6 protein-coding genes are annotated in these 15,459 nt (G+C 58.0%); 4 read left to right on the plus strand and 2 right to left on the minus strand.

All coding sequences use genetic code 11. From position 1 onward, the window contains the following. Positions 1 to 290: 290 nt before the first annotated feature. Positions 291 to 5,000, minus strand: a complete 4,710-nt coding sequence (locus J3U88_RS16340) for an ATP-binding protein (RefSeq protein WP_207859995.1) — start codon at positions 4,998 to 5,000, stop codon at positions 291 to 293. 333 nt (positions 5,001 to 5,333) lie between these two features. Between J3U88_RS16340 and J3U88_RS16345 the strand changes: the two genes are divergently transcribed. The 4 genes from J3U88_RS16345 to J3U88_RS16360 all read left to right on the plus strand — a co-directional run bounded on the left by J3U88_RS16345 (position 5,334) and on the right by J3U88_RS16360 (position 11,120). Further along, a complete protein-coding gene (locus J3U88_RS16345; RefSeq protein WP_207859996.1) occupies positions 5,334 to 5,681 on the plus strand; it encodes a PilZ domain-containing protein in 348 nt (115 codons plus the stop codon). Positions 5,682 to 5,714: 33 nt separating this feature from the next. Then, positions 5,715 to 8,363, plus strand: a complete 2,649-nt coding sequence (locus J3U88_RS16350) for a response regulator (RefSeq protein WP_207859997.1) — start codon at positions 5,715 to 5,717, stop codon at positions 8,361 to 8,363. Positions 8,364 to 8,425: 62 nt separating this feature from the next. Further along, the gene (locus J3U88_RS16355) at positions 8,426 to 10,024 is read left to right on the plus strand and encodes a hypothetical protein (protein ID WP_207859998.1); all 1,599 of its coding nucleotides are present in this window, start codon (positions 8,426 to 8,428) and stop codon (positions 10,022 to 10,024) included. A gap of 433 nt (positions 10,025 to 10,457) precedes the next feature. Further along, positions 10,458 to 11,120 carry an alpha/beta fold hydrolase gene (locus J3U88_RS16360; protein WP_207859999.1) on the plus strand — a complete coding sequence of 221 codons (663 nt, stop codon included), beginning with the start codon at positions 10,458 to 10,460 and terminating at the stop codon, positions 11,118 to 11,120. On the opposite strand, the gene J3U88_RS16365 is transcribed toward J3U88_RS16360, so the two are convergent. Continuing rightward, positions 11,117 to 15,451, minus strand: a complete 4,335-nt coding sequence (locus J3U88_RS16365; protein WP_207860000.1) for a DUF6079 family protein — start codon at positions 15,449 to 15,451, stop codon at positions 11,117 to 11,119. The two genes, J3U88_RS16360 and J3U88_RS16365, sit on opposite strands and share 4 nt — an antisense overlap. Positions 15,452 to 15,459: the final 8 nt, after the last annotated feature.

Raw genomic sequence — 15,459 nt, forward strand, 5'->3', positions numbered from 1 at the left:
AAAATAAAAAGAGGCCAATATACCGCCCCTCAAAACAAAAACCGCCGGATAATCAATGCGCGCCCCCCATCCTTCAAGAAAAAAGCAACCCGTCCCGTTTCCAACAACCATCACACCCCTTCATCTGAAGCGCCCTCAAGGAGTGAAAAGGCCACAAGCCCCCTCAAACGCTTCTCCACCAAACAGACCGCGGCGCCCCGCTATCACCCCGACGTCCTCAAGCGTTCCTTAGCCCGCATTGTTTGCAAGGATTTGTCGAGAGAAGCAGAATCCCTTGTGAGCAATGCCGATTAGGTACCCGCACCCACTGGTGCCGCATTCGGCGCGGTCAGGGTTGCGGGATCGGCACTCGAGGCCGGCAGCGAAACCGTGAAAACACTGCCGCGGTCGGGCGCGGAGTCCACCTCAATGGTGCCGCCGAGATCGGCAACGATTTGGTGGCTGGTAAACAATCCCAGACCTTTACCCTTGCCGACCCCACGTGAGGTATAAAACGCGTCGAACAAACGGGGAAGGACGTCCGCTTGGATACCCACACCGTTGTCGCGCACGCAAACCACGATCAGCTCACCCGCGTGACGGGCTTCAATCGCCACTCGTCCCCGGGTGCCGCCCCGCGCGGCAACCGCCTGGCACGCGTTGCGCACCAAGTTCATGAGGACGTGATCCAATACCTCTGCCCGGCCCAAAACCCGCGCGGTTTCGGGAACAACCGCGGCAAAGTCAATTTCGGGATAACGCCCGGAGAACAAGGCAACCACGGTGTCCACGCATTCGTTGAGTTTCACCGATTGCGGACCCGATTCGTCCAGCGCCGCCAATTGCAGGAGATTGGCGACCACTTCCTCGATCCGTGTGGCGCCGCGCCCAATTAAAGCCACGTTTTGATCCAAGGACCGAAAGGTCGCTTCAAAGGTCGTCACCAGGTCGGCGTCGGGCTGATCGCCCAGCAAAGCCAGCAACGTTTCGCGAAAGGCGATTAAACCCTCCTGTAATGCTTGGCGGCCACCTTCAATGAAGTTGTTGGGATTGTTGATTTCGTGAGCAATGCCGGCGGTTAAGGTCCCCAACGACGCCAACTTTTGCTGACGAATAATGAGTTCCTGGTTTTGGACGATGGCTTCCTTCTGGCGCTGCACCTCACGGGTACGTTGCTCCAGGCGCGCGGTGCGGTCGGCAACCTTGGCTTCGAGGTTACGGTGCAAATCCAACAAAACGCGCTGGGTGTTCAACCGTGCCAACAGCACATCGCGGGCGACGGGTTTTTCGAGAAAATCGTTACCACCCATCTGGAAGGCCTCCACCAAACTCTGGAGCCCGGTTTTGGCGGTCAGAAACACGACGGGCAAATCTTGGAGCCGGTGTTCCGTTCGAATGCGACGACACACCTCGAAACCACTCATACCCGGCATCATCACATCCAGCACGACCAAATCAATACCGGGCTGCCGCAGCCGTGCCAAAGCGGCTTCACCGTCGCCTACCACGGTCACGCGGTAATCGGCGGATTCCAGATGGCGGGAGAGGACCTGGCGGTTCACCGCCTCATCGTCCACCAAAAGCACGTGCAACCCGGCGCCGCCCGGGTCGGGCTCGGGTTCGCGAGACGTGCTGCTCACCGTCGGGGGGGCCTCCAAGCGCGGCAGCAGCGCGGTGGTCCGGTTATGGGTTATCAGATCCTCGGCCGCGGCGACCGGCAGGCGAAGGGTGAAGGTGCTGCCGCGGCCCGGCGCACTTTGCAGGGTGAGACGCCCACCCAATTGTTCCACCAACGCCTTGCTAATGCTCAGCCCTAAACCAGTCCCACCGTGACATCGGCTCGCCGAGCCGTCCAACTGAACAAAGTCCTCAAAAATGCGCGCTTGATGTTCCGGCGCGATGCCGGGGCCGGTATCGCGAACCCAAATGGAAATCCAGTCGCCGGCTACATCGGCCCCGACGGTGACGGAACCAGCGGGGGTGAATTTAACCGCATTGCCGACAAGGTTGTGGAGAATTTGCTGGAGCCGCGCTTCATCGGCAAGAACCGCGGGCAACGCGGCGGGGACGGCATTCACCAATTGTGGCTCACCCTCGGCCAGGCCCGCGCCGGTCAATTGCATCACGCTGTCGACCATGGCGCGCACGTCCACCGGTTTGACGGTTAAGTTCAGGCCCTGGTGTTTGAGCTGGGAAAAGTCCAACAGGTCGTTCACCAAATGCGCAAGCCGGCGGCCCTCGCGAACCACCAGGCCCAGGTGATCGCGCGCCCGCGGCGCCAAGCCGTCGGGACCCTCTTCCAGCAGGGCTTCGCTCAGGCCGATAATGCCCTGCAACGGGGTGCGCAGTTCGTGAGAGGTATTGGCAAGGAATTCGTTTTTCATGCGGTCGACCCGTCCCAATTGGGCGGCCACCTTCTGTGCTTCCTCCGCGAGAGCGCGGTCTTTGGCAGCACCCTCGCGGGCTTGTTCCGCCAAACGTTGGGCCTGACCGGCGGCGGTTTTCTGGGCGGCCAGCTTGGCGCGCTGTTGGCGCAGGTAAAAAGCAGCCAAAACGAGCAACACCCATAAATAGGTACCTCGGGCCCACCAGGCGTTCCACCAGGCCGGTTGAATGTCAACCGCCAGGGAAGCCACTTGGGGTCCCCAACGATCCTCGCCATTGTTCGATTGAACCTCAAAGGTATAGTCCCCGGGCGCCAAATTGGTGTATTGCACAAAACGCGCCGACCGATCCGTGATTTGCCATTCCTGTTCAAACGGGGTCAGCCGGTAACGGAATTTGAGGCGTTCGGGTTGATGGTAGGCATAGGCGCTGAAATCAAAACGCAGGGTTCGTTCGGTTTCGGAAACCGATAGCTGCTCGGTGAACTCCGGCAAGACGGTCAAGGGTGCGGTCGTCACGAACGGCCGGGGTGATTGTGGACGCCAGGCCGTCGATTGCCCGGCAAGGCTGATATTTTCAATCACGACCGGGGCCACCCAGGGGGCCGGTTGAATCGCAACGGGGTCCCACTGCATAAAGCCGTCGGTCCCAGCGATGGAAAGCCGGCCTTCCCCATTCCTCGAAGCGGTCATCCCCATGAAACTCACGAGGCCCAAGCCGTCGTTTTGGTCAAAAACCGCGAGCTTTTCCGTAACCGGGTCAAAACGCATCAGGGTCAGAAGATCCGTCACCCACAGCTTACCCTCGCCATCCTCAATAATATTGCCAATCGAGGTACTGAGAAGACCACCAAAACCGGTGTATTGCCGAAAAACACCGGTTTCCGGGTTGTAAGCATTGAGGCCGCCACCCTGGGTGCCAATCCACAGCAGACCCGACCGCGACTCGTAAAGGCAGATGACGTCGTCGCTATTCAACGAGGTTTCGGCGGTCACATCACGACGAAACACCTCAAAGCGGACCTGTTCTTCGTCGACCCGTGCGAAACCACTGCTCATGGTCCCAACCCATAGGGTCCCGCTCGGTCCGCGGTGGATCGCACTCACAAACCGGTTCTTCAACATGTGCGGTTCCTTGCCGATGGGGAACTGGGTGAATTGTTCGGTGTCCGGGTTAAAACGCACCAAGCCGCCGTCGTAAGAAGCAATGTAAACACCGTTTTCTTCTACCAAAATTTGGGTGACAAAACTGCCCGGAAAGCCACCCTTTTGCGTCCGGTAACCCCACTTTTTTCCGGTCGCAAGCTCAAAGCGATCAAACCCGTCTTGGCGATAACCGACGTACAGGAAACGATCATCGACGGCGACCGCTTTGACCAGCTCACTGGACAAAACAAAACGGCTGTCGTCGGCGGTGCTCATGGTCTCAAATTCGCCGTTTTTGGGATCAAACCGATCCACGCCCGCGCCCATATGACCCGTCCAAACGGTTCCGTCCTCGGTAACGACCATGCTCGCCACCAGAGCGGCCGACGTGGGTTTCGTCCTGTTCTCAAAGTTAAAAAAAGGTTTGGGATCGCGGTCAAGTCGGGTCAGGCCGTACCCGCTGCTGCCGGTCCAAATACCGCCCTGGCGATCACCGGTCACACACAGAAGTTCAAAACCACCGGGTAGAAACTTGGGATCGGCATTGCCGGATGTGTGTTCGATGCGGCCGGTTGCCACATTCACCCGACTCAAGCCGGAAAATTGGGTGGTCACCCAAAGGTCGCCGCGTTCGTCCTGGAAAAAGCCGTTGACACTTTCGCCGACCAACACATCGCCGCTCGGCGATTGGGCGGGGTCCGAATAGGAACGCCATGTCAACCGCCTCGTGTCGACCTGGAAGAGGCCTTTTCTTCGCGTCCCAACCCAAAGATTGCCGTCACGGTCCTGGAATAACTCGGGCACCAATCGCGCGGGAAAAGCGGTCGGGTCGTCGTCCTTGGGTGCCAACTGAACCGTCTCACCGGTGGCGGGATCGTAACGCAATAACCCCCGAGATCGGGTTCCAACCCAAACCATGCCGTCGCGGTCTTCAAGCACACAGAAGGCCGCGACCCGGTCCCCGCCCGGACCCGACCCGGTCAGATCGATCCGCGTAACCTGTTCGGTTTGCGGATCAAACCGTTCGAGACCGCCGCCAACCGAAGCGGCCCAAATCATGCCGGAGGGCCCGGTAGCGATGCTGTAAAGTTTGTCGTCGGCAAAAGAATGGGGGTTATCGGGCTGATAGGAGAAGGCGCGAAACACCCCGGTCCGCCGGTTCATATGCTGGAGACCCCCGCCTCGCGTGGCCATCCACAGGTCGCCCTTCGCATCTTCAATGATCTGACTAATATGGTGGGAACGCAGGCCGTCGGGATCCGCAACGTCCGTGTAATAGCGAATGAACTGCTGTCCGTCAAACCGGTACAAGCCGAGATCGGCCCCAATCCACAGCAACCCCTGAGCATCGCAGTGCAACGCATAAATCATGGAAGCATTTAAGCCATGTTCGTGGCCGTAGGAACGAAACTTGGTGGGCGCCGTCGCCACCGCCGGCACCATCAAAAACAACCAACCCACCAACCAACCACGCGCATCCGTTCGCCACATCACAACACCTGTCTCTTCGGGTTTCCGTCCTTACACCCTAACGAAGCGATTTGCTCCCAAAGTGCCGCCCTTCGCCGAAAAGATACGGCAAAAGCCAAAAGTAGTACGTGAACCACATTCTATGAAATAGCGCTCATGCCTGCCTCTTGGCGTTTGGAACACCTTGGCGCCGGTGCAAAACCCAGCCACCCATAGGCCACACCAAAGCATGTCGGGGCCCGGCATTTTGCCTTGATTGACGGGAAACGAACCGGCAATTACCTCGCAAGATAGCCCTTATCTAATTGGCCCGGGAGACCGATAAGCAGTCAAACCGAAGCGAGGGAGTGCCTCATGAGTCAAGAGTCGGAGAATCGCCGCAATTTCGAGCGATTTCACTCTGAAATGAGTATTTGTTGGATTCGTCCCATCGGCGAAGGCGGTGACTTTCTTTTGGCGGAAATCACCAACATCAGCGCCGGCGGCCTTTTGTTCCAACTGGACTATCCCATGAAGGCGGGGCAGGAACTCGAAGTGCGCTTCGAACTCCCGCAAAACGATGAATTGGTCGAGGCGGTGGCCATTGTGCGCCATTGCAAACAAGAACAGGACCACCTCTATTTCTTGGGTGTCCAATTTAAGTCGGTCAAAAACTACTCGATCCCCGTGCTGATGGCTTACTTGGAAGCGCTTTACAAATAAACCCGCCGGAAGGCCCCGGTCAAACGAAACCCCATGCTAAAAAACACGCTAAAAATCAAAATATTGGACCTGCACGCGGTCGGCGACATGAGCCGTATCAACGAGCTCATTCAAACCTCGCTGGGCCAATTACGCGATAAAACCATCACCGCGTTGGAATCGCTACTGGTTGAGGTCGACGGCAAGTTCCGCCTCAAACTCCTCGAAATTTTAATGCAGGACGGGGGCGCCGATCTGGTCCCGCTGTTTATCAACAGCATTCGCCACGAGAAAAACACGCTCTACGCCAAGTCGCAAATACTGCTGTTCCGCGAGTTCAAACACCAAGAAGCCCTGCCCGCGTTGCTTTCCATCGAAAACGACATCGACGCGGAACAGCGCCCCACCTACCAGCGTGTGCTCGGCCGCATGCTCTCGCAGTTTAGCGAACAGTTTTACATGAGCGAGTTCCGCTCGGGTTACGGGAACCGGCGCCGCACCGAGTTCGCGGCCGATATGATGTTGCGCTCGCCCCATGCCGACTACATCCCCTTCCTCAATGAACAAATTCTGCAAAACGACGCGGGCTTTCGCCACGAGGGCCTGCGCATCCTGCGTGAACTGGGTGACACCACCTCGGTGGAACAAATGTTCACCCTGCTCTCCAAGCTTCGCATCCAGCGGGACAAAGCACGCGCGCTGGACGGCCTCATCCGCGCCGAACACGGTGAACCCGACGCCTTTTTCCGAAAACTCAACCAGCAGGCCGGCCTCAACTGGAGCGCGCCCCAAGAGGCCCAGTTCAGCGAAAGCCTGGCGAGAGGCGAGGTCAACGACCTGCTGGAACAGGTGATGGGCGGGTTTTTGTTGTTTGAGGACGTGCACCGCAAAATTCGCCCCCTGCTGCGGGACCGGCTCAGCGGTCGCGTCAGCTCGGCGTTTGACGAATCCCGCGCCCAACAAACCATGACCGAGTACCTGGAAGAGCTGGAACAACTGCTCCACTTCAACGTGGCGTCCATGGGCACCATTTCCCAGCGCATTGAAGACGAAATGTTCGTGCGCCGCATGGAACAGTACCTGCCCCTCAACGACCCCGACCGCGACCGCCTGCTGATCAGCACCCTTTCGGGTTTTCAGTCGGACGAATCGGCGGCGCTGCTCAAAGAATATGTCAACACGGTGGACGATCCCGAATTGTTGGCGTTGTCGATGGACGCGCTCAAAAACTTCGAAGCCACCGAAATCCCACCGGGCGTTCAAAAGTTCTGCGAGGACGAGCAAAACGCAATCCTGCGCAAAAAAGCCATGACCCTGCTGGGCGAATGGGAGTTGGGCGAAAACCTGATTGCCAAAGCGATGGACAACCCCTCCATCGCGGTGCGCGTCGATGCGTTGCAAACCGCGGCGGCCTACAAGCTGACGGGTACCCGTGACAACATCCTCAAACTGCTCAAACCCAACCTACCCGACAGCGTGTTGCTGGCGGCGGTGGAAGCCATCCGTGTGTTCCCCAGTGAACAAACCGGCAAATCGGTGCGGCCGTTCATCGCACCGCCCCACGGCCTCAAGATCCGTCAAGCGGCGCTGGAAACCGCCTTCAAAGCAGCCGGCGACGACGGCCTCGACACCCTCCTCAAAATGTTCAGCCAAGACCAAGGTTCGAAACTGGGCGATGTCTCGGAAACCCTGTTGCAGCTCATTCTCAACGATGATTTGGCCGCCAACCAGGACACCCTGCTCAAACATAAAGATTACTTCCTCGACCTCTTTACCCAGTCCAACGATCCGGCCACACGCAACCGCATCCTGCAAATGTTCGAAAACATGGAGATCACCGAGGAATACCACCTGCGCACCTTGTTCAGCGGGTTGCAAAAGGTGATGCGTTCGTTTAAGGGTCAGAGTGAAAACGAGGAAGCGTTTCGCTGCCGCAAGTTGGCGGAACGTCTGGAGAACCTCACCAAAACCCGCAACGTGGCGGCCCAGCGCACCCGTTTGCTGGATTCTCTGTTGGACACGGTCGAAAAACACCAGGGTTTCCCCAAGGTCCAAGCCTTGCGCAAACTCGGCCAAAACTACCGATCCGACCTCATCTCCAACAACCCCATCGGTTTACAGCGCATGCTCGGTTTGGTGGGCGACGCCTTGGGCGATGAAACCACGGAGGTTCGGCTCCAGGCAATCGCGGTAGCGGGCAAAATTCGCCATCCCCGGCTGCACAAGGTGCTCCGTACCATGACGGCCAACCACCGCGGCGCGGCGCTTAATTCCATCAACAACGCCTTGCGCACCCCGGTCGATCCCATCTTTATCAAACCGATCAAATCCATCTTTGTGATGGACGACTCGCGGTACGTCACCAAACAACTCTCCAAGGTTCTGGCGCAAGCCGGTTACCAAGTCGACTTCGAAACCAAGGTTCACGCGGGCCTGGCCCGCCTCGACGAGGGCGAGGGTTTCGACCTGCTCATCCTCGACTACATCATGCCCGAAATGGACGGGGTCACCTTCCTCAAACAAGCGCGCACCAAGGAAACCGCACCGGAGCGGGTGATCGTGATTACCTCGACCCGCAATCAGGATGAGTTACGCGATTTCCTGCAGATCGGCATCGACGGCCTCATGCTCAAACCCTTCAAAATGGAAGATCTCATTCAGCGAATCCGCGACCTGAGCAACGCGGTCCACGACACCGGCTAGCAACTGGAACCTTTAGATAATCTTGGATGGTATGGGGAGAACCGCTCCGGAAGGGGGATACCTTGACGATTCGATATAAATGGTTGGGTTCGCTGGCTCTTGGCTGGCTCGCTCTAATTTTGGGGATACGCCTTTGGCATGCCGTTTCCTATCGAGAACCGGTGCGCGACTTGCGCGAATTGAAACAGGTGGCGCAGCAACATCCCGAGGATCATGCCTTTGCCGAACTTGATGAAATCGGTGCCACCTTGTCGCCATGGGAATTTGAACACGTCGCACTTCAGGATCTCGATCAGGAAGAACTTCGGGCTTATTACCAAGATCATCAGGCCACACTGGAACGGTTTTGGGCCTGGTACCACGCGAAAGGCAGGCAGAAGCTAGGACCGCAAGCCGACTTTCCCAAGGCGTCTCGCATTTTTATCAAAGATCTTGAGGTACCTCTTTCGGCGTCCTTCACCGAGACCACACACCTACTTCGCCTGCATCGACTGTTGGTCACCCATGCTTATTTTTCCTATCATCAGGACCAAGCGGAACGGGGAAAGGCCGCGCTTTTGGCTTCCTTTGAACTCGCGCACTTCTTTCTTCAAAACCCCGACACCTTGCAAATGATGATCGGTTTCGCACATCTTGATGTGAGCCAGTACGTGCTCGCCGAACAATTGCCGGCTTCCGCTTTAAGCTCTGCCTTTTCGCCCTATCTCGCCAGCCGCAAATTGATGGTTCAGACCGCACGCAAGGCGCGATGGGTTGATGATGCGGTCGGCATGACCGTAATGGAAGATCCCTTCCGTTACCAAGATGACTCTCCAGATTGGCAGGCACGTTTTTTTGCCGTGGTTCTCGGCGGTTACAACGTCGCCCATACCCAAAATATGATTTACGACGCCCACCAGCAGTACATTGAGGATGTAGCCCAACCCCTCGACCAGGTCGACTTTCAATACTACCAGCTCACCGAAATGCCTTCCTGGTATTCACTGAACCCGGTTGGGCGCACGTTGATGGCGATTGGCTCGCCGATAAACAACAGCTTTTTGAGAGGGAATGCCTTTGTGGTGGTACGGGCCGATGTTTTGCGCGTGCGGCTAGCGCTCCAGGAAAAAAATCTTCCTTGGCAACCGGCGCACGTGGTGCAAACGCTGGATGAATTGTCATTGACCTCTCCCTACAGCCACGAACCTTATCGCGTCAACGAACAAGGCGACATCGTGGTCTTTGAAGCGGTTGATCCCCGCTGGCGCGATGTTCGCCGCCGTTATTTTGGGTTTGGCGGGCTACTTGGTCCCGATCTTCACGATCCCTATCAGGTTTTGACAGACCTTGATCGCGAACGCCTCTCGCAACAGATTCCGCCGACACCCTTCACCGAGACCTTGGTTTTTCGACCCCCACCCGAACCCGTAGCCGCGGGTGAAACCCTGCTCTATGAAATTCTTTCCGCGCCGTCGGCCCAACTGGCCGGGTGTTTCATTGAACAAGGTCCCATGAACGCAACCCTCTCGCCCACCGGCGTGTTTGAATGGCAACTCGGCAAATCAGTCAGCGGGGTCATTCCCGTCAACGTGAGTATCGTCGCCCACAACGGGGAAGTAGTACATCACCAGTTTGAGATCACCGTCGTTAACAAACAATCCAACCGCTCAACCCGAAAATAAAAAGAGAACCCCCGGCATTTCCAGACCGCCGATGTGATCCGTGCTCAGGTAGAAATCGCCGCCATCGGTCCAGCCCGGCGTGGCAACAGCGCCCTCCCACGCCGCTTCACCATTTTCATTTGGCAATCGTTAGACCGCATCGCTCAGCAAGCATTCTGCAGCGCAGCAGAAACCGCGATGATCGCAACGGTTTTGGCACAGGTAGCAAAAACGGGCGAGAAGTGGACATTAGGGCGTGCAAAGGAGCCAATGCTAACAATCCCCAAACAATACCGAACGCCTAAACAGCTCACATATTAAGTGATATAGCAGCGATATGTTTTTCATCTCACACATTCCTAACAATTCAATTGTCCTATTGTTAGAAATATGTGAGAATAGCCTCCTAAAATGGCCCAGGCTCTGCCCATTTTTTTGCGAGGTAACCGTCCTAATGGCTTCTCAAGTTCAACCGAACCGTTCCGTGGTTTTGCTGCACGGGATCCGCACAACCGGTAAGTTAAACGTGCTTCGGTTTGAGAAACCGCTCCAAGAAGCCGGCTACCACATTCACCCGTTTGATCTGCCCTTTACCTTTTTTCGAGAAACGGTTTTGAATCCCAGGGCCGACCGCGAACGGGCCGCCGAACTCGCGGCTTCTCTCCAAGACCGGCGCCCGCATTTAATTGCACACAGCAACGGCGCACGGGTTGCCTGCCTCGCCATGGAACAAGGTGCTCAATTCGACACGGTGATTTTTTTCGCGCCGGCTTGGAGCTCCACCAAACGTTTCCCCAAAAACGGGTTTAAGCGGCTCATTGTGATTCACTCCAACGCCGACATGCCACTGCGCTTGGGCGGCATGATTCCCGGTCACGATTTCGGCTGGCTCGGTTTGCGTGGTTACCACGGGCCGTCCGATGCCCGCATCCGCAACATTCCCGCCACCGGCACGGCCCACATGGCGTATTTCCAAGACGCGCAATGGCAACGTTGGTCGCGCTTCGCGCTGAAGGCCTTGGCCGACGACGTCCCCAAAAGCGAACCCCGCGAGAACATGGCACGGGTCGCGGCCATGCTGCCACGCCTGTCGCTAACCGCGACCATCACCCATTAGGCGTCCGGTTCGAAGGTCATGAGCGGAATCAGCCGTTCCAAGGTGGTTGCGCCACCATGGCCGAATCCGCCGCCGTCTTCCCGGCAGCGAAAGCCGTGATCCGCGAAGATCAGCAGGGGCCGGTCACCTTCCCAGGGCGCCAAACCGGTGAGGGCGACTTCCACCTCGGCCGCCACCCGCTTCTCCAATGCCGCAAAGTCATCGTCGGCAAGATGAACACGCTGGTCGATGACGTCGATTTTTTGGTGGCGCTGTCCCGGTGCATGGGTAACCAGTTCGTCATAAAAAGCGCTGGTCGTGGTGGTTGTTCCGGTGAGGGCAAAGGCCAATCGCGGCTTTTTGCCGCGGCTGAAATGGCGCGTCAAAATCGGCAGGAGCACCGGCAGGAGCGGTGTGCCCAGGCAGTCAAAAACCAACCAGCGCGCGTCCTGCTGTTCGGTTAGCACCGCACGCAAGGCGGGCGGCGTGCCGTCGAGTTCGATATGGGCCAGCCGATCCAAAGCCGCCGACCAAGCCGCGGGCGTCACCCGTTTGAAACGGCGGTGGACGCGGTACAACAGCGCGGCCCGTTCGCCCACCTCGGCGGCGGGCAACGAAGCCGGCGGAAACAATAACCACTGCAGCGCGGCCAGCAAGGCGCTGTCGGCGTCGGCCGTTTTTTTGGCCGGCTCGGGCACCCGCACCAAACCATCCAAGGCCATCGCGCAAACGCGGTCGATAATCGCGTCCCCTAAATCCAAATGTTCCAGGGCCGCCAACGATTTCTGCAAAACCCAACCCGGCCGCACCTTATCGGCGACGGCGGCACGTGCTTCCAGGCTGAAAACCGGCGGCATGGCACGACCCTGCCGCAGGGCTGCTTCCAGACACCACAGCAACAGGGCTTCATTGTCCCCGGTCGACTGCCGCACGGGTTCGGCCTGAAACTGGTAACGCGGCTCAAAGGGCGCAAGGTATTGCTGCATCGTCTGCATCAACGCCGGGGTTTGCCAGGTTCGGCCGACCAAAAGGGATTGGAGCTCGGCGAGGGGTACGGTTTCGACCAGGGCCACGCCCGCGAGATGCTGGTCAAACAGGGCCACTTCCTGAATATCCGGGAAGGGCGCGCGTTCTTCCAGGTAGGCACTGGTCGCCAAGGGCGCCTCCAGCGCCTTATCCTGGTATTCGGCCACACCGCGGCGCACCCTGTCCTGTGCAAAGAACCGCGTCACCTGCTCCAACAAAGCACCGTGCCGCCGTTCGTATTGCTGGATGAGTTCGGAGAAAGGCGCGGTTTTTCCATCAAAGCCACAATCGCAGAGCGGCTGGAAGGCCAGCGCCGCGATGCGCCGACAGCGTTTGCTTTCCAGCTCGTTTTTCAGACGCGCAAGGCCCTCGATCTCGTCGCGCAAACCGAGCTGACCACCGTGGGCCACCGCGGGCAAGGGCTGGTCGGCGGTTAACCCGGCATTGGCGCGCCAATACATCTCGTGTTTGGTCTGGTAATCGCGCACGTGGCCCTCATAGAGTTGGCTCGCGGCGGACAGCCACTCTTCCAGCGCATCGGCCTCGGCAAAGGAAGGTGGCTCGCCCAGGGCGTCGATGCCGTTGCGCAGGCCGGCGCCCGCCAACTCAGCCAAGCCGGGATGTTTGAACAGGTGGATAAATCGGCGCAGCTCCGACATCAAACGTTCCAGTTTCTCCGGCAACTGTCGCAGTTCATGATGGCTGTCTAAAAAGAGGGGTACACTTTGTTCTAACTGGAACAAGAACTGTTGCACCGCGGCCAATTCATGATCCCCTTTGCGCATCGCCTGCCATTGGCCCAAATGGTTTTTGACCCGTTCCTGCAAATCAACCACATCGTCGAAGGCATCCAAACGCTGCAGAAAGGCGCCGAAAAAATCAATTTGCTTGAGGGCGTATTTTTTAAAGGCCGCGGCGGCCCGTTTCTGACCGGTCACATTGGCTTGCTTGGGAAAGGCGACCCCGACCCCGTCACACAACTTGGCGAAGGACACCAGTTGCTGTTGAGACAAGGCCTTCCCTTCGACAATGCGGTCGTAGTGACGGGGCGTCGGCAAACTCTCGTAGGACTCACGCAAGGAGGTTTTGGCGCGTTTGATATCAATTTCACCTTGGATCAGCAGCAGCAACAGCAGGAGGTGAATTTGATCCGGGACCAACCCGTAAATCGGCGCGGCAAGGGTCTCGTAAATTTGGTTGGGGCTAGGCTCGTGGGCCAACATCGGGCGAATCAACTGAACCAGCTCGTGCTGATCCAATTTGGGGTGCATGGCGTAACCGCGCCCCTTGCGCACCATCAGCTTCATCGGCAACCAGTACGCCTCGCGAATCAGCCGCACATACTCGGGCGCATCGGCCTGCTCGATGTCGTTTTCCCGCACGAAATTCATGAGTTGCCGGTAAGCCTCGTGACTCAGCGGTCCGTACCCCGGCGCATAGGTTTCGAACTGGGGAAAATGGAAGCGGAACACGGCCAGTAAAAGTGCGCGCAACCAATCGCCGGTTTTGCGGGTGTGCCCCTCACGCAACGCGGTTAATTTGTCGCCGTGGGTATCGTACAAATCCCCTTCCAAATAAGCTTGACGCACCCCGTTCACGAAAAGTGGTGCCAATTGCGCAATGCGATCCTTAATTTTTGCGGCCTGGCTTTGGGAAACGGCCTGATCGTGTAACCGCAGCAACACACACAACTCGCGCAGGCCGCTACTCATTTCCATCGGACGCGGCTCAAAGCGGAAACAGCGCCGACCCGCGGGCGACGGTCCCCAGGGCAAACCGATCTGTAAGCCGACCGCGGGAGGATCGGGCGCGGGTCCACCACCCAAAAAGACATAACCGACGCGTTCGTGAAATTGCCACACCACCTGCCGGCGTTGCCAACTGCCCCGCTCGAAACGCAAGGGGTTCAGCTCGGCATCCGCCAAAACAGGCAGCAAACTTTCAAAAATCACGGTGTCCGGCTCCGCGAGATCCCGCAAACCCCGTTCAATATCGCGCTGGACCGTATCGGCGGCGTCCTCACCAAGATCGAGCAGGTAACCGCCGTCGGCGCGAACCACATAGGCGCCGCGGTCGGCCAGGGTATCGAGCAGCCGCCCGATCACCTGAAGATTGCGCTCCGGGTCAATGCTGGACACCTTGTGCAACAACCACCAGGCCGCCTCTTGCGCCTGCAAGACCTCGCGCGCGGGTGACAAATGGACCAGCACCAGCAGTTTCAACACGCGGTCGGCTAACTTTTGGCGCGCCTCGGTTTCAAACAAACGCGGCAGGTGCTTGCGGTAATAGGGCAACACCCGTTGCGCCAAAGCCAAAAACTCAGGCTGGACTTCAAATAAATCGGCGAAGTAATCCACGATGGTGTCGGGACTGACCAAACGGCCCCAGGCCTGTTCCAAAAAGGGCGCGATGCCGCGCTCGGCAACCCCGCCCAACTGACCCATCACAAAACTGACCATGCCGCGTGCCTGGGAAAACCGGTCGCGCACCTCTTCCAACAAGGCCAAGGTCACGGGATGGATCGGGTAGATCTCGCGCAAGGTGGAAAAGTCGACGGAGCTGTTGGGAAAAGCGCGTTGCAGCGTTTGAACCAGCCGCGTCACCTCCGCCTCGTAACCGGTCTCCTTTACCAAAATACGCCGGCTGATTAAATCTTTGACGTGGGCCGGGCTAAGCAAAAAGCGCAGTTGGTAGCGGTCGCGAATTTTGCGGTAGAGCGCGTATTCAATTTCACCGGTGCGCTCAATGTGTTCTTGCAGACTCGCGATCAACCACACCGGGTAATCGCTCATCCATTCACCCAAAAACTGCAGGAAACGCAGGTCCTCATTAAAGGCGCGCGCGTCGGCCTTGGAGCGCAGAAACTCCGACAACTCGTCCACCAACAGGAACAACCCGGCGCCCGCGAGCTGGACCGCGATCTGTTGCCACAAGGCCTGGCGGTTGGTATCCGGCAATGTCGCCACATCGAGCCCAAGCGCCTCAATCACGACTTGCTTGACAATCTGCTCCAAGGTGTCCTCGGCCGCATAGTGCAGCAGTGAGATCGGCACCGGTCGCACCGGGTAATCGCACCACGCACCCGCCTCAAGCCGCCGCGTCAGCCAAGCCAAAAAGTGAGACTTGCCCGAGCCGTAATGCCCGATCAAAAAAATACCGGCGCCGCGTCGTTCGCGCAATAAATGCTGCACGCTCTGTTGGTAACGCTGCACTTCTTCCGTAATATGGTAACTTTCGGTGATCCAGCGCCGATCCTGCTCGCGCAAATGGTCCAGTCGCACCACCGTCGGCTGCTTTTGCACACCAACCAAGTCGCCGATTAACACGTTGCTTC

Origin of the sequence: Acanthopleuribacter pedis (assembly GCF_017377855.1) — a bacterium.
In the GTDB taxonomy this organism is placed as follows: domain Bacteria; phylum Acidobacteriota; class Holophagae; order Acanthopleuribacterales; family Acanthopleuribacteraceae; genus Acanthopleuribacter; species Acanthopleuribacter pedis.

Coding starts and splice junctions, on each gene's coding strand:
- J3U88_RS16340 (WP_207859995.1), bottom strand. CDS start 5,000: ATGTGGCGAACGGATGCGCGTGGTTGGTTGGTGGGTTGGTTGTTTTTG.
- J3U88_RS16345 (WP_207859996.1), top strand. CDS start 5,334: ATGAGTCAAGAGTCGGAGAATCGCCGCAATTTCGAGCGATTTCACTCT.
- J3U88_RS16350 (WP_207859997.1), top strand. CDS start 5,715: ATGCTAAAAAACACGCTAAAAATCAAAATATTGGACCTGCACGCGGTC.
- J3U88_RS16360 (WP_207859999.1), top strand. CDS start 10,458: ATGGCTTCTCAAGTTCAACCGAACCGTTCCGTGGTTTTGCTGCACGGG.